Genomic DNA, 15230 nt, shown 5'->3' with positions numbered 1-15230 from the left:
GAAATCTCTAAATTACAAAAGTTCTAATTTTCTATAGCTTTTTGAGAGTTACTGTTCTACTTTAAAGCCAGATGTTTTATTATTGTCAGATACTTTATCTTATATGAGTAAAACTAATGTTTTTTAAAAATCTTACAGCTTTTAAAATCACAGATGTAAATATTGACTATCTTGAAGAGTCATTAAATAAATTAGCATTTAAACCGTGTAGTAATTTGCAGAAATCTTCTAGAGGTTTCATAAATCCTTTTGTCAAAGATGATGAGAAGTGTCTATTTAGGTTTAATCACCTAGCAGCTTTTTGTTTGCTAAATGAAGATAAGCTTCTACCAGCTCAAGTAATAAATGAGCAAGCACAAGAACATATCGAAGAGCTTGAACTAACTAGATACGTTAGTAAAAAGGAAAAAACTCAAATCAAAGAAGATGTTGAACAAAGACTTCTCCCTCAAGCATTTAGTAAATTTAAAAAGACCTTTGGCTATTTGGATTTGACTAATAATTATCTAGTTATAAATAGTGTATCTGATAAACAGGTTACAGAAGTTTTAGAGCTGTTACAAAGATGTGAACTTAAGTTTGAACCAGTTATAAAAGAAGAAACAGATATATTAACAACATGGCTTGTAGATAATGCCTATCCTGTAGATGTTGAGCTAGCAGATAAATGTAAGCTAACTAGTGCAGTAGGTGATAGTATCGCAAATATATCATGTCAGGGTAGTGGTATGCTGAATGATAATATTAAAGCTTTTATTGATAATGGTGGTTATATCACAGAGCTTGCTATAGTTTGGCGTGAGCAGTTAGCAATGGTTACAAATACAAAGTTTCAGTTTAAATCTATTAAATTCTTAGATGGAATCAAAGATTTAAATAAAGAAGATAATCATAGTCATGAAGCTGATCTGCTTTTAATGGCAGATGTTTTTACAGACCTAATAAATACTATGCAGAATTGGGTTGATGATTGATTTTATTTTTTTAGTATAAATTAAGTGGTGTTAAAAACACATCATTTATACTTCTCAAAGTATTTAAGAACTTCTATATTTTTAATAAGTTTTGGATTACATATATATTCAAATTCTCTTAACCATTTTGAACTATGGTTATTAGGTTCACACAATATTGCATTTTTACTTACATTTGCTTTTAATAATACTCCCCGTGACTCAATCGCATTTAATCCTCTAGCAAACATTTTCGCAACCTCTATCTTAGGTGTCCAGCTAAATCCAATTTTATTATCCTTATATAGAAACTCACATTCACCACGATATAAAGTCATATTCCCACCATTATATTTTGGGAGCGTTCTTTTAAGAAATTCTAATACTAGATTATCATCTGCAACTTTTTTTCTAATATGTCCCCCATTTTCTGTCCACATTAAGTGAATAGCATCTCTATCAAACTTAAAAAGTTGAAGGTTACTTATTATATATTTAAATGCTGAGTTCCAAGTCTTATCTGATATATCACAAATATATTTACCAGCTATAATACTATTAGCTAAATCATGGTATGTCATTTATAAAATTTTAAAATAGGAATAATCGTTTGAGCAAAATATGCTACTGCAAAGCCTATAAAAGCTAAGCTAGGATATATTATAATTTTCCACAAAGAACTGATTTTAAAATACTTTTTAATTTTATCAATATCTGTAATAGCTATATTAACCATAGACTTATTGCTACTGCTTATAAGATTTTCATCTATCTTTATAAACTCATTTCTAAGATAATTAAATTGCCTTATTATACTTTCACCATATTTATCTATTAATAGAATCATAATATGGCAATTGTTTTTATTTGGTTGTGTACCTGAATATGTAGATCCCTTTTTGTAGATGTTATATATGTTTTGATCTAAATAAAAAAATATTTTATTTTTATGACTTTTTTTAAATTCTTTTAGGATAGTTTCTACCATATCTTTATATGTCACTTTTTTCATAACAATTAGGCTCTCCAGTTTTAACTTCTTGGATTCTTTGGTATCGGAGTTAATGATGTTATTAGTTCACCTTCACCTGAAAAGTTAAATCTAAAGCGGTGAGGAGGTGAATTATAACATGCAACAGCATATTTATAACCTTCTTGATTTGCTACAACAGTTGTAAAGTGCATTGCATAATTGCACCCTTGTATAGGGCAGATTCCTTTGACTTCATATCTAATAATATAGTTTGAATCATAGTCTAAAAAATAAAGCTTATTGCTACAAGTACAACAGAATCCATTAGATCTTAAGCTATCATATTCATTGGATCTTATAATATATAAAAGTAAAGATGGAATGAATAGAATAAAACTAATAATAGATATAGTAACTATCTTAAAAAAAATTATGTTAATTAAGAAAATACTAAAAAATATTAAAGGTACCATGATCCAGTACTTTAAATAGCTATATAAATGACAAACACCTCCAAGATTTACAAAATCATATTTGGCTGAAAGGTAAGCGTGACAAGTATTATTAATAGTATCAATTTTATACAAAGAAGTATTTATATCTCTACCAGCTACATTACTATTATTACCAGCACTTTGATGAGTGTTACTATTTTTATTATCCATGAATATCCCTGCCAGCTATATTACTGTTGTTACCAGCACTTTGTTTAATATTATAAGAATTTTTTGTTATCTGTTTTGTAACTTTATTGACATTATATAAAGCTTTACCACCAATAAATAAAGAAATAATACTTGCTATGCCTGTAAATAAAATAAACCAGTCGCTACTTACAATAATATGTATAATATGTGCCATTTATTTTTCCTTTTATTAAACAAAATTCAAATTAATACCTAACCTACTTGTTATATAATTTAATAAAGTTATTATTATATTTTATATTAATCTGATTTGATTTAAAATTTATAGATATTGGATAGTAAAATGTCGTTTATAAAGCTAATGTTTCAGGTATCGCAGTGATATAAATACCGGCGACTCCTTCTGAATCTATCCACATCTTTTCAAATTTACTTGGATTTAATATAGTTAATCCATAAGGAGATTTAATATTTGTATGATGCGATGCAGGATCTATTAAAAATATAAGATCTTTATCTTCCGCCATCGTTTCTCCTAATTTTTGGTACCCAACAGCTAGTGCCCAGTGACCACCCCAGTCAAACCAATTTACTAATGTAGGTATACCTTTTTCTATATTTTCTCTTATCTGTTTTATATTTCCATTTATACCAGAGTGAATTTTGAGATTATATTTGCTTAGTATTTCAGCTAGCTTTTGAGCTCTTGTACCGTATATGTTTCCAGTATCTGCATCATTTGCAAATTCAAGTTCTGTTTGCTTATTTACTTCTGAATCATCTAATAGCTCATAATAGTTAAGTAAGCTAATAGTCGCAGCTGGGCCACAGGTTATTTCTGTAGATTGTTTATAGTGATTAATATCAAGTAGAATAATATTTTCATCAGATATTAGATTATATAGTTCAGCAATTTCTTTAATTTTACTAATGCTGGAAAATTTAGGTTGTTTAATCATATTTTAAAACCATAAAAGAGGTTGGCTAATTATACAACTGTTTGGTAAAAAGCCAAGCTTTGACTATGGTATATAATATGAACGTTTAAGGATAATGTCGTTTTATATCTAGCTGATTTTGTAGCATTTAGACATAAAAAAAGCCCTTATTTCTAAGAGCTTTCATTATATGGCGGAGAAAGAGGGATTCGAACCCCCGGACCTGTTACAGTCAACGGTTTTCAAGACCGCCGCTTTCGACCACTCAGCCATTTCTCCGGAGTGATAGGGTAAATTATACAAATATTTTAAGGCTTTTCAATAACTTTTATCTAAAAAAGAAAACTTTATTAAATCTTTGATTAATTGGCTTTTTAAAGGTGTTAAAAAAGTTTAGAATATAGCTTGTGGTCTGTATAGCTTGTTATTAGGAAAATTTTAAAATGTCTCATTTTCATACTCATTCCCATTCGGATGATTTAATGATATTTAGTGGTAATGCATCTAAAAACTTGGCAAATAAGGTTGCTGATGCTTTAGGTGTAACGTTAGGTAATGCTGTCGTAGATAAGTTTAAAGATGGCGAAATCCAAGTAGTTGTTAATGAGAATGTTCGTGGTAAAGATATTTTTATAATTCAGTCCACTTTTCCACCAAGTGATAACCTAATGGAATTAGTACTTCTTATAGATGCTTTAAAAAGATCTTCAGCTGATAGAATTACAGCGGTACTTCCTTATTTCGGTTATGCTAGACAGGATAGAAGATCAAAATCAGCTAGGGTTCCTATCTCTGCTAAAGTTGTTGCAAATATGCTGCAAGCTGTTGGTTTGGATAGAATACTTTCTGTAGATATCCATGCAGAGCAGATTCAAGGTTTCTTTGATATTCCTTTTGATAATGCTTTTGCGACAAAGATATTCCTTGAGTATGTTAGAAATAATCCAGAAAAATACGATAACATAAAGATTGTATCACCAGATATGGGTGGTGTTGTTAGGGCTAGATCTGTTGCTAAAAACTTAGGTGTAGAAATCGCTGTAGTTGATAAGAGACGCCCTAAGCCAAACGTCGCAGAAGTTATGAACATAATTGGTGAAGTTGACGGTAAGCACTGTATTCTAGTTGATGATATTATGGATACAGGTGGGACTATGTGTCAAGCAGCTACAGCATTAGTAGAGAAGGGTGGAGCATCAAAAGTTTCAGCTTTCTGTGTGCATCCTCTATTGTCTGGAAATGCTATAGAGAATATTAACAACTCTGCAATAGATGAAGTTATCGTTACAGATACTATCCCTCTTAATGAAGCTGCAAGAAATTGCCCTAAAATAAAAGTTATTTCTCTAGCGCCATTGTTAGCTCAAATCATCAAAAAGACAAATGAAGAAGAGTCAGTTAGTGATATCTTTAGAATGGATGGTCTTGTCGATTAATTTCTTGTAGTACTTTATTGAAGTTTCTATATTATTCTATTATAATTCACAGGTTAATCTAGGGTCGCATAGATTAATTATATATGTTCAAAATTAATAAAAGGAATTATGAAATGGCAAGTTTTGTTTTAGAAGCTCAGAAAAGAACAGACTTAGGAACTGGTGCGAGCCGCCGTCTAAGAAAAGATGGAAAAATCCCTGCTGTTGTATACGGTGCGGGTCAAGAGGCATTATCAGTTACTTTAGATCACGATAAAGTGTTACACTCTACAGAAGATAAAGCATTCTTCTCTAGCGAAATCACTCTTAAAATTGATGGAAAAGAAGAAAAAGTAATAATAAAAGCATTACAAAGACATCCATACAAAGTAAAATTAGTTCACGCTGATTTCATGAGAGTTTAATTTTATATATTAATATCCTTCTTATTTTTTTCAAAGAATTAAAATTTTTCTATAATAAATAAAGAAATTAGTTTTTTCTGATTTTTATATTTATTAACAGATTCTATATTTGTACATTTATGATGTAATATTTCAAAACCTGCTTTTTCAATATCTTTAATATCACTATCATTACAACCTTCTAAGGCAATGAGAATTTGTGTATCTTTAGGAGCAAGAGTATAGTCTCTTAAGAAAATAGGCTTACTCTTGGAGAATGCAGCTAAGTAAATATATCCAGGATCATAGCCAGCAATATAACTCATAGGTTGATTATTATACTGTTCCCAAAAGTTATCAGCTTCTATTGATAAACTATTACCAATATTCTCTTGAATAAGGATGCTATTGAAATATTTCGCGCCATTATAAATAGAGAATATAGTTATTTGTAAAGTTAGTAATATTATTACTAATTTTTTGAAATTTATATGTTTTAGCTTAAAGTTAAATAGCTTATAAAAGGCAGGTAAAAATAAAGACATAATAACCATAAGCCATCCAGCTGGAAATTCACCAATTATTGTTTGCGCAATCCAGAAAAAAAATAATGGATAAAGACCAGTAATAATTAGAGGATGATTAAAATATCTGAAAGAAATTCTCTGATATAAAAATAATCTCTTTATTTTAAGTAATGTAAATAGTATTAGTATTGGAGCTAAAACATATACTATAGGTATTAGATTATATAATTGCCCTAATAAAAATTTAACTATTAAGTTAAAATGGTTTTTAGCTGTCGAAACACTGTTAAATATATAAACTATAGTTATATAGTCATTTTTAACCAACCATATTACTTCAGGTAATATAGCTGTAAAAAATATAAATCCAGATACTATTAGTTTTTTTGCATAATCCTTATTGATATTAAATAAAAAGTAAAAAAACATGATTGCAGATAATAGCAGTATCTCAAATTTTGCATAAAATCCTAAAGAAGTTATTACTGATAATAAAATCCAGTTTTTATAATTATTATTTCTTTCTATGAGTAAAAAATAATATATTGATGCTACCCAAAAAGGTAATAACATTGTATTTTGGTTATACATTATAAAAAAACGTAAAATATAAAACATGCTAAATGTTGTCAGCATAGTTAATAATATTGCTTCTTCTTTTGTAAAAAAAAGCTTACTTATTTTATAAATATAAATTAGAGCTATTAAAATACATATGCCACTAGCAGTAACAGCTGCTAAAAGAGCATTTCCAAAAGTGATGTAGGAAATAAGTTTTAAGAAAAGCTGACCTAAACCAGGGTGTTTATCATATGAAATAGCTAGATGATTTGCCCAAGCCATATTCTCTGCTACATCAACATCAACAGCAGAACTATTATAAAAAAAAGCTGTTAAACCAACCCAAATAAATAGATATCCGAACAAGTAAATTGTTAGATATTTGTTTTTAAACATAGTTAAATTTATAAAATAATTATTACATCTTATTATAACTATTTTTTAATAGAGGTTTTTACATTTTTCAAGTTATAGATTATTTTGTGAATCATAGCTAAAATATAGCTACCAATTTTTTTATTAGTGAATAGATGGATATTTATACCATTATATTAATTTTAACGATATTAGTTTTATGTTCTGCTTTTTTCTCAAGCTCTGAAACAAGCATGATGGCTCTAAATAAATATAAATTAAAACATTTAGCAAAGAAAAATAATAAACAAGCAAAAAGAAGCTTAGAACTCATCTCAAGACCAGATAACCTTTTAGTCAGTATTCTAATTGGAAATACATTTGCAAATATCTTAGCATCAGCATTGCTAGCACGTTATTCTGAAAGCCACTTTGGCGAGCTTGGTTTAATGGTATCAACAATAGTGTTAACTATAATTATATTGATTTTTGGGGAAATTATTCCAAAGTCATTTGCTGCTGTTTATCCTCAGAAATTGGCATTCCCATTTTCATTACCTCTAAAAATAATAATAATTGTCTCTTATCCATTAGTAATAGCTCTCAATGTAATTTCAAAGATTATCTTAAGACCTTTTGGAATAAAGCTAGAGAATAGTAATGCAGAAGCTTTGAACAAAGAAGAAATCCATACTGTAGTGCATGAGTCTAATACAAAGCTTGGTGCTAAAAATAAGAATATGTTACTAGGTGTCTTAGAGTTAGATAAAATCTTTGTACAAGATGTTATGGTTCATCATAACAAGATTGAATATATAGATATAAATCAATCAATAGATAAAATAAAAGCTAGGCTAATCAAAAGCAAAAGTTCAAATCTAATCTTATGCCAAGATAATATAAATGATGTAATAGGTGTTGTTAAAATGAGTGATATAATACAAATTTTGATGTCAAAATCTAGCATATCAGTAGCGAGATTAAGAAAGATAGCTATACAGCCATACTTTATCCCAGAAACAGTATCTCTACAATCTCAGTTAATCAACTTTCAAAAGAAAAGTTTACGTTTTGCAATAGTTGTTGATGAGTATGGAGATGTAACAGGAACAATAACTGTAGAGGATATTATGGAAGAAATAGTCGGAGAATTCTCTGATAGATTTGATGTACATAATAATATCCGCAAAATAAGTAATAATTCCTATATAGTTGGTGGTAGTGCGACTTTAAGAGAAATAAATAGGCATATAGAAGTTCATTTAGAAAGCGAAGATGCAAAAACACTTTCAGGTTTTATTATTGAAGAAATAGAGAATTTACCTTGTGGAGAATGCTGTATTAAGCAGGGTAATATTGTTTTAGAGATTCTAGATATTAAGGATAATAAAATTAACTCTATAAAATTAACGATATTGAATCAGACAATAATTAAACATTAAATCTGAAGTGAATTACATCACCGTCTTTTACAATATATTCTTTACCTTCTAATCTAGCTTTTCCAGCTTCTTTAGCTCCTTTTTCTCCATTAAATTTTATGTAGTCATCGTATGATATAACTTCTGCGCGAATAAAACCTCTCTCAAAATCTGTATGGATAACTCCGGCTGCTTGTGGTGCTGTTGCTCCAATAGGTATTGTCCAAGCTCTTACTTCTTTTACACCAGCAGTTAAATATGTATGTAAATTAAGTAAATCATAACCAGCTTTTATAACTCTATCTAACCCTGTTTCAGTAAGACCCATATCGGCTAAAAATTCTAGTTTTTCATCTTTCTCTAGTTGAGTTATTTCTTGCTCCATAGCAGCACAAACAGGAACGACATTAGAGTTTTCACTTTTTGCATATTCAACAACTTTATCTAGTAAAGGATTATTTTCAAAACCATCATCATTAACATTAGCAATATATAGTACTGGTTTACTTGTAAGTAGGGGAGTTTGCTTTAACCATTTAGCTTGATCGTCATTTAGTTCAAAAGTTCTGGCAGGTTTCTCAGCTTCAAGATGTTCTTTTAGTTTTGTATAAAAATCAGCTTTAGCTAAAGCTTCTTTATCTCCACCTTTTTTCATCTTAGCAAAACGTTGGATTGATTTATCTACAGATTCAATATCAGCTAGAAGAAGCTCCATATTTATAGTATTAATATCATCTATAGGATCTACTTTTCCATTTACATGAATAACATTGTCATCATCAAAACATCTAACAACATGAGCTATCGCATCAGTCTCCCTAATATTAGCTAAGAATTTATTACCTAAACCTTCTCCTTTGCTAGCTCCAGCAACTAATCCAGCGATATCAACGAACTCCATAGTTGTTGGTAGTATTCTCTCAGGGTTTACTATTTTTGCTAACTCATCTAGTCTTTTATCTGGTACAGAAACGATACCGACGTTAGGGTCAATTGTACAAAAAGGGTAGTTCTCAGCTTGTATACCTGCTTCAGTAAGAGCATTAAATAGAGTTGATTTACCAACGTTTGGTAAACCTACGATACCACATTTAAATCCCATAATAATTCCTTATTAATATTTATTTTGAATGTAGCCTGTTCATTACGGGCTCAAAATTGCATTTTATTATATCATCTAAAAAACATATCGCATTATCGATAGCTTCATTAATCTGTTTTTCTTGTTCTATTGATGGATTTGATAGAACATAGTTAGCAACTTTATTTTTATGACCTGGATGACCTATACCAATTCTAAGTCTTATATAATCATCAGTTCCAAGATGTTGGTGTATACTCCGTAGACCATTATGTCCACCATGTCCACCACCTTTTTTTAATCTAATTTCTCCTGGATTTATATCTAACTCATCATGAGCAACTAATATTTCATCAGGACTAATTTTATAAAAATTAGCTACCTTAATAACAGCTAAGCCACTATTATTCATATATGTATTTGGAAATGCTAAGATTACATTTTTTCCATGTATATTAACTTTAGAAATATAAGCATTTAATTTGCTATTTAGACTAAATGATTCATTGTTTTGTTGAGCTATTTTACTAATAAACCATTCACCAACATTATGACGAGTATCTTCATATTCTTTGCCTATGTTACCTAGGCCTACAATCATTTTTATGCTTTTATTCATATTCTTGAGAAGTTATATAATCTAAAACTATTTTTGAGGTTGCTTGAATGATTTCATCTTTAGGTTTGGCATTCTTGTCAGCTTGAGTATAAAGGATACTCATAATAATAGCCTTTTTACCTTTAGGCCATAAGATAGCAACATCATTCGTACTGCCATACTCACATGTTCCTGTTTTATCACCAATTTGCCAACCCTCAGGAAGACTATAAGCTATCCTATTTTTTCCAGTATCATTTTCTTTTAACCATTTTCTGAAAAGCTTTTGGTGTCTTTTGTCTAATACATCATCGCTAAAAGCAATTTTGTTAATGTCTCTAGCTATCGATTTAGGAGAGGTTTTATTGAAATTATCATGGAGATTAATATTATTCACGTTAGGCTCGTTAGCTGTAATAATAGTATCTTTATCATTTAAGCTTATAATAAATTCATTTAGTTTTTTTAAACCACCAAGCTCATTTATTAATAAATTAGTTGCTGTATTATCACTTAAAATTGCTGCTTTACTTAAATCTTTTACACTTAAAGATTTATTTATATTTTTAGAAGTTACAGGTGTATATCCTACAATATCTCCTTCATTGATTTTTATTTTTTTATCTAATAAACCTGGATTTTCCATACTTTCTTTAAGTATAGCTCCAACAACAAGAAATTTAAAAACACTACAAATTGGAAATTGAAAATTTTCATTATATTTAAAATTTTTCCAATTATTTCTATCTATAGTATATATACCAATTTTGCCACCAAACTTACCTTGAACTTTTGATATTTTATTTTGAACTTGAATATCGCTAGCAAATGAAAAGCTTGATATTAATATAAGGAGTATGCTGGTTAAATATTTCATTAGAACTTATTAGATGTTAATAGTAAAAATTCATTTACTTTTTTAATATTATCTTTTTCAGCAACTTTTCCTGGAGTTAGAGGAAGTTTGCCACCACCTGAGATTCTTAAATAATCTTCATTATTTTTATATACGATAGTAGGGAAGCCAGTTATATATTTTATTAATCCATCATTATTTTCAACTTTCTCATTTGTTTCTTTAGATAGTTGTTTGTCATATACTTTTGAGTTTTCATAGCTCAAAAGAGCATTTAATAGATTTTCTGAGTTATAGATGCTATTTGCTACATTTTTGCTATTATCTAAAGCTCCAACAACAATCCATCTAACAGCTAATTGTTTTTGTTTTATTGCTTCTTGAGATGCATTAAAAAGAGCATGACAAAACTCACAGCCTGGATCAATTATTGCATAAAATTTATGAGGAGCATTATTATCTCCTTGCTGAATATAGGCAGCTTTTTGCTTTATCGCTACATATAATTGATTAGCTCTATCATCAGTTATAAAGTATTTAGTATATAGTTTATTTAGATTAGTAACTTTATCCTGATTAATGTCCCAAGCTAATAACTCACCGTTAACTATTACAAAACCATCTTCACTAGTGAAAGTAACAGTTTTTTTATTAGGATCTTTTTTATCTTCTAATATGAAGCCTTGTAAATGAATACCTGTGTCAAATTGTTTTACTATAGAGTATTGAGGAAATGCTTTTTCAACTAATGTTTTAGCTCTAGTAGTATCATTTCCAGATACACTTTTAATGCTAAAAACATATATTATAACTACTAAGGAAACTATAAAAGTCATTAGTGCAATAAGGGCTTTTTTATTCATAGTATTCACTTTAGTTTTGTATTAACATCAGATGATTATAACATATATACAAGCTATCTTTAGTTAATAAATAGAAGATTACTGCTAAGATGATTGCTGGACCAAATGGTAAAACATTTGTTTTTTCTTTTTTAAACAAACTTAGAACGATTGCTAATATAATTCCTATAATACAGCTGATAAATACTGTGTATAAAAGCATCTGTACACCAAACCATGCACCAACCCCTGCTAGTAGTTTAAAGTCACCATATCCAAAACCTTCTTTTCCAGTAAGAATTTTATATAACCAAAAAATACACCACAAAGACAGGTAGCCTACTATGACTCCCCACACAGCGCTATTTAAGTCAGTAAACATTCCATAACTATTAAAAATTAATCCAATCCAGATAAGAGGAAGGGTTAGGCTATCAGGTAATATTTGATGTTTTGCATCAATAAAGAACAAGGGAATGAAAAATGTTATAAGTAGAATAAGAGCATAAGCTTGATTAGTTAAACCATAGAAGTAAATAATCAAAGTAAAGCTAACAGCAGTTAAAAGTTCTATTAAAGGATATTGTATAGATATAGTATTTTTACAAAAATAACATTTGCCTTTCAATAATAGCCAACCTAATATAGGTATATTATGTCTATATTTTAATTTATTTAAACATTTAGGACATTTTGATGGTCTTGAAATACTTTCTTTTTCATCATTATCATTAGGTATATTTAATATCTCTTTAGCTATACTCTTTTCTTCTAAATCTATCTTTCTCGGAAGTCTATAGATAAGAACATTCAAAAAGCTTCCTATGGATGCTCCAATAATGAAAACAAAAAATAAAATTAAGTAAAATTCAGACATTAACTAAAATGATAATTTAAATAAAAGAGCATTATATAGATAACTATTTTGAAAATACAGAATTAACTATTTATTATTTTTTGCTGTTTTTCTTCAGCAAGTTTTCTCATTTTTACTTTATTAACACCATCAATAGCTGCGATACGATAAGCTTCTGCCATTGTAGGATAGTTGAATGTAGTATTTAAGAAGTATCTTATAGTGTTATATTTACCAGGCATAGCTTTTATAGCCTGTCCAATATGAATAATCTCAGATGCTCTATGCCCGAAGCAGTGAACACCTAAGATCGTTCCATTTTCTGGGTCAAATAAAATTTTAAGCATACCAGTTTTATTTCTAGAAATTTGAGCTCTCGCTAATTCTTTAAAGTATGATCTACCAACTTCATATGGAATTCCCTCAGCTATTAAAGCTTGCTCAGTTTTACCAATAGAACTAATTTCAGGTCTAGTATAAATCCCTGTTGGTATATCATCAACAAGTTGATCATTACATGAACCATCTATAATATGAGTTGCAGCAAAACGTCCTTGGTTAAAGGCTGCTGAAGCTAATGATGGCGAACCAATAACATCACCAACAGCATAAATGTTAGGTACAGAAGTTTTATAGCTTTCATCAATTAATATTAAGCCCCTACTAGGATCAGTTTTTACTCCAATTTTTTCTAAATTTAAGCCTTCTATGTTACCAGATCTACCAAGAGCAAATAGGATATAATCAGATTCAATAATCCTTCCTGACTTTAAAGTGATAGTAACACCTTTGTCATTAGCTCTTATCGATTTGTAAGTTTCATTATTTATTAGATGAATATGCTGGTTTATACTGAAGTGATTTGTTAAGTTTTCAACGATTTCATCATCTAAGAAAGACATTAACTTATCTCTAGTATTTATAAGATTAATATGAATATCTAAAGCTCTCAATATTGAAGCATATTCACATCCAATAACACCAGCACCATAAATTGAGATAGATTTTATATTTTTATCCTGAAGAGTTAGAATTTTATCACTATCTAATATTCTAGGATCAGAAAAGTCTATATCTGAAGGGTGGTAAGGTCTAGATCCTGTTGATAATATAAAATTTTCAGCAGAAATTGTTTCACTTGAGCCATTTTTTCTAGTTATTTTTATAGTATTTTTATTTACAAAACTAGCAAAACCATAGAATATATCAATTTCATGGTTTATGTATCTACTTTCCTTAATTTTAGTTTGAAGCTCAGCAATGTCATAAGCTCCTTCTAACATTTTAGGGAAGTCATAACTTCCTTTTTCACCAGACATGCCAATTTCTCTAGCGATCTGTCTTAATGTTTTACTAGGAATTGTTCCCCAATGAGTACATCCACCGCCTAGGGCATCTCCTTCTACGATAGCTACTTTTTTTCCATTTCTAGTAGCTTTCATTGCAGCTCCTTCACCACCAGGACCACTACCAATGATTATTATATCGTAATTAAAATCCATTATTTCACTCTCCTAGAACATAAAAATATGTTATATAAAAATATTTCATCGCACATAATAGCATTTATTTTTTATCTACAAAAGATTTAACTTCACAATGCTTATTCATTAACATTTCAGCTACTTTTCTTGTTGGTGAGACAATTTGATCAACACCAATATTATTAGCTATGTTTATATTTTCTTCTTTATCTAATTTAATTGCAATAAAAGGTAAATCATCTTTTTTACTATTTTTTAGAATTTCTTTTATAGCTAGTAAAGTCAAAATATTATCAGAATCTTTATCATTCAAAATAAATATAGTTTTAGCTTTATGAATATTTGCTTGTTTAAGAGCATCAGAGTCTGATGATTCTGCATCGATAAACTTTTTTCCTTCATCATTAGAATCTATAAACTCTCCTTTATAGTTTTCTTGAATAACTACTATATCAGTAAGAGTTTCAGAATATTTTGCAATCATATATTTTGCTATTTCTGTATAGCCACATAAAATCACATGATTTTTCATAAAAACAACCCCATCTTTAAATTTAAATCTTGATATGATTTTCCCTATTACTGAACTTGCTAGTAAAGTAACAATAGTAGCAAATACACCAATTCCAAGTAACATGATACTCATTGTAAACATCTTAGCTTCTTGGGTTACTGGATGAATATCTCCATAACCAACAGTACTAAAAGTTACAAAAGTAAAGTAAACAGCATCTGTAATAGTTTCGATACCTTCAAATTGATTTCTAAGATAATAAACACCAAGTACACTATAAACAACAGCTAATAAAAATGTGAAAGTAATTATAAATTGTTGGTATGATATTTTTTTTGAAACTTTTTTATTAAAAACTTTAGTAAAGGTTAGTAGTAGAACTATTTCAAAAGCATGAACCGTAAAGGTAATATTATATGAGAAATGCTTATCTTGTATGTAGTCACCTAACATTGACAATGTAATTAAAATAACAGCAATAGACCAATAAAATCTTTTTCTTTGATAAATACCTTTTGCTATAAGAATCATCAAATATCCTAGGATTAGTGGCATTGCTATTCCTAGTCCGACATTAAACTTCATACCTAAATCATATATATCAGAAGTAATATTGTTATCTATATGTAGGGAAAACATTTTATTTATAACTGGAATAGCTGTTGCCATCATAGTTATAAAGCCATTTAGAGCAATAGTTATAGATACTATTAGAGGGACATATTGGTGAATATTAAGTTTCTTATAATTTATTTTTTCTAGCATTTAGCCTGATATATAGAAATTAATATAGTTACTAAAGAGTA

17 protein-coding genes and 1 tRNA gene are annotated in these 15230 nt (G+C 28.9%); 4 read left to right on the top strand and 14 right to left on the bottom strand.

What is annotated here, in order from left to right; all coding sequences use genetic code 11:
- The first annotated feature begins 116 nt into the window (after positions 1-116).
- Positions 117-974, top strand: a complete 858-nt coding sequence (rdgC, locus tag KX01_RS07260; RefSeq protein ID WP_071664351.1) for a recombination-associated protein RdgC — start codon at positions 117-119, stop codon at positions 972-974.
- 41 nt (positions 975-1015) lie between these two features.
- Here rdgC and KX01_RS07255 read toward each other — a convergent pair whose 3' ends face one another.
- From KX01_RS07255 to KX01_RS07230, 6 genes are all read right to left on the bottom strand, one after another.
- Positions 1016-1534 (bottom strand): hypothetical protein, encoded by a 519-nt coding sequence (locus KX01_RS07255; RefSeq protein WP_198021091.1) that lies wholly within the window; start codon positions 1532-1534, stop codon positions 1016-1018.
- Positions 1531-1965: a hypothetical protein gene (locus KX01_RS07250; RefSeq protein WP_071664350.1), complete on the bottom strand. Its 435-nt coding sequence runs from the start codon at positions 1963-1965 to the stop codon at positions 1531-1533. Before KX01_RS07250 ends, KX01_RS07255 begins: the two co-directional genes overlap by 4 nt.
- A 20-nt stretch (positions 1966-1985) precedes the next feature.
- Positions 1986-2591 (bottom strand): hypothetical protein, encoded by a 606-nt coding sequence (locus tag KX01_RS07245; RefSeq protein ID WP_071664349.1) that lies wholly within the window; start codon positions 2589-2591, stop codon positions 1986-1988.
- A complete protein-coding gene (locus KX01_RS07240; protein ID WP_071664348.1) occupies positions 2584-2787 on the bottom strand; it encodes a hypothetical protein in 204 nt (67 codons plus the stop codon). The genes KX01_RS07245 and KX01_RS07240 overlap by 8 nt, the downstream gene beginning before the upstream one ends.
- A gap of 136 nt (positions 2788-2923) precedes the next feature.
- Entirely contained in the window at positions 2924-3532 is a 609-nt protein-coding gene (locus KX01_RS07235) for a C39 family peptidase (protein ID WP_071664347.1), read from the bottom strand.
- A gap of 170 nt (positions 3533-3702) precedes the next feature.
- A tRNA-Ser gene (locus KX01_RS07230) sits at positions 3703-3790 on the bottom strand.
- Positions 3791-3954: 164 nt separating this feature from the next.
- On the opposite strand from KX01_RS07230, the gene KX01_RS07225 reads away from it, so the two are divergent.
- Positions 3955-4947 (top strand): ribose-phosphate pyrophosphokinase, encoded by a 993-nt coding sequence (locus tag KX01_RS07225; RefSeq protein ID WP_071664346.1) that lies wholly within the window; start codon positions 3955-3957, stop codon positions 4945-4947.
- A gap of 113 nt (positions 4948-5060) precedes the next feature.
- On the top strand, positions 5061-5351 hold the full coding sequence (gene rplY, locus KX01_RS07220) for a 50S ribosomal protein L25 (RefSeq protein WP_071664345.1): 291 nt from the start codon (positions 5061-5063) through the stop codon (positions 5349-5351).
- A 38-nt stretch (positions 5352-5389) separates the two neighbouring features.
- Here rplY and KX01_RS07215 read toward each other — a convergent pair whose 3' ends face one another.
- Complete coding sequence (locus KX01_RS07215; RefSeq protein ID WP_071664344.1) at positions 5390-6814, bottom strand: glycosyltransferase family 39 protein; 1425 nt, start codon at positions 6812-6814, stop codon at positions 5390-5392.
- A gap of 134 nt (positions 6815-6948) precedes the next feature.
- Between KX01_RS07215 and KX01_RS07210 the strand changes: the two genes are divergently transcribed.
- Complete coding sequence (locus KX01_RS07210; RefSeq protein WP_071664343.1) at positions 6949-8214, top strand: HlyC/CorC family transporter; 1266 nt, start codon at positions 6949-6951, stop codon at positions 8212-8214.
- On the opposite strand, the gene ychF is transcribed toward KX01_RS07210, so the two are convergent.
- The 7 genes from ychF to KX01_RS07175 form a co-directional block, all read right to left on the bottom strand.
- Positions 8204-9295, bottom strand: coding sequence for a redox-regulated ATPase YchF (ychF, locus tag KX01_RS07205; RefSeq protein WP_071664342.1), 1092 nt, complete (start codon positions 9293-9295; stop codon positions 8204-8206). The two genes, KX01_RS07210 and ychF, sit on opposite strands and share 11 nt — an antisense overlap.
- A 19-nt stretch (positions 9296-9314) precedes the next feature.
- Positions 9315-9893, bottom strand: coding sequence for an aminoacyl-tRNA hydrolase (pth, locus tag KX01_RS07200; RefSeq protein WP_071664341.1), 579 nt, complete (start codon positions 9891-9893; stop codon positions 9315-9317).
- The gene (gene bla, locus KX01_RS07195; protein ID WP_071664340.1) at positions 9886-10749 is read right to left on the bottom strand and encodes a class A beta-lactamase; all 864 of its coding nucleotides are present in this window, start codon (positions 10747-10749) and stop codon (positions 9886-9888) included. The genes pth and bla overlap by 8 nt, the downstream gene beginning before the upstream one ends.
- Entirely contained in the window at positions 10749-11591 is an 843-nt protein-coding gene (locus KX01_RS07190) for a thioredoxin domain-containing protein (protein WP_071664339.1), read from the bottom strand. Before KX01_RS07190 ends, bla begins: the two co-directional genes overlap by 1 nt.
- A gap of 10 nt (positions 11592-11601) precedes the next feature.
- Positions 11602-12447 (bottom strand): prepilin peptidase, encoded by an 846-nt coding sequence (locus tag KX01_RS07185; RefSeq protein ID WP_071664338.1) that lies wholly within the window; start codon positions 12445-12447, stop codon positions 11602-11604.
- 62 nt (positions 12448-12509) lie between these two features.
- Positions 12510-13928, bottom strand: coding sequence for a Si-specific NAD(P)(+) transhydrogenase (gene sthA / locus KX01_RS07180; protein WP_071664337.1), 1419 nt, complete (start codon positions 13926-13928; stop codon positions 12510-12512).
- Positions 13929-13992: 64 nt separating this feature from the next.
- Complete coding sequence (locus tag KX01_RS07175) at positions 13993-15189, bottom strand: ion channel (protein WP_083578914.1); 1197 nt, start codon at positions 15187-15189, stop codon at positions 13993-13995.
- Positions 15190-15230: the final 41 nt, after the last annotated feature.

The sequence above is a fragment of the Francisella frigiditurris genome (assembly GCF_001880225.1).
GTDB classification, from domain to species: Bacteria; Pseudomonadota; Gammaproteobacteria; order Francisellales; family Francisellaceae; genus Francisella; species Francisella frigiditurris.
The sequence above is the reverse complement of the archived record's forward strand: the minus strand, read 5'-3'. Positions and strand labels throughout refer to the sequence as shown.

Excerpts from the sequence above, each read along its gene's own strand:
- KX01_RS07185 (WP_071664338.1), bottom strand. The coding sequence starts at position 12,447 with ATGTCTGAATTTTACTTAATTTTATTTTTTGTTTTCATTATTGGAGCA.
- bla (WP_071664340.1), bottom strand. The coding sequence starts at position 10,749 with ATGAAATATTTAACCAGCATACTCCTTATATTAATATCAAGCTTTTCA.
- KX01_RS07255 (WP_198021091.1), bottom strand. The coding sequence starts at position 1,534 with ATGACATACCATGATTTAGCTAATAGTATTATAGCTGGTAAATATATT.
- sthA (WP_071664337.1), bottom strand. The coding sequence starts at position 13,928 with ATGGATTTTAATTACGATATAATAATCATTGGTAGTGGTCCTGGTGGT.
- KX01_RS07240 (WP_071664348.1), bottom strand. The coding sequence starts at position 2,787 with ATGGCACATATTATACATATTATTGTAAGTAGCGACTGGTTTATTTTA.
- KX01_RS07235 (WP_071664347.1), bottom strand. The coding sequence starts at position 3,532 with ATGATTAAACAACCTAAATTTTCCAGCATTAGTAAAATTAAAGAAATT.
- rplY (WP_071664345.1), top strand. The coding sequence starts at position 5,061 with ATGGCAAGTTTTGTTTTAGAAGCTCAGAAAAGAACAGACTTAGGAACT.
- KX01_RS07215 (WP_071664344.1), bottom strand. The coding sequence starts at position 6,814 with ATGTTTAAAAACAAATATCTAACAATTTACTTGTTCGGATATCTATTT.
- KX01_RS07190 (WP_071664339.1), bottom strand. The coding sequence starts at position 11,591 with ATGAATAAAAAAGCCCTTATTGCACTAATGACTTTTATAGTTTCCTTA.
- KX01_RS07250 (WP_071664350.1), bottom strand. The coding sequence starts at position 1,965 with ATGAAAAAAGTGACATATAAAGATATGGTAGAAACTATCCTAAAAGAA.
- KX01_RS07225 (WP_071664346.1), top strand. The coding sequence starts at position 3,955 with ATGTCTCATTTTCATACTCATTCCCATTCGGATGATTTAATGATATTT.
- KX01_RS07210 (WP_071664343.1), top strand. The coding sequence starts at position 6,949 with ATGGATATTTATACCATTATATTAATTTTAACGATATTAGTTTTATGT.
- KX01_RS07245 (WP_071664349.1), bottom strand. The coding sequence starts at position 2,591 with ATGGATAATAAAAATAGTAACACTCATCAAAGTGCTGGTAATAATAGT.
- pth (WP_071664341.1), bottom strand. The coding sequence starts at position 9,893 with ATGAATAAAAGCATAAAAATGATTGTAGGCCTAGGTAACATAGGCAAA.
- ychF (WP_071664342.1), bottom strand. The coding sequence starts at position 9,295 with ATGGGATTTAAATGTGGTATCGTAGGTTTACCAAACGTTGGTAAATCA.
- KX01_RS07175 (WP_083578914.1), bottom strand. The coding sequence starts at position 15,189 with ATGCTAGAAAAAATAAATTATAAGAAACTTAATATTCACCAATATGTC.
- rdgC (WP_071664351.1), top strand. The coding sequence starts at position 117 with ATGTTTTTTAAAAATCTTACAGCTTTTAAAATCACAGATGTAAATATT.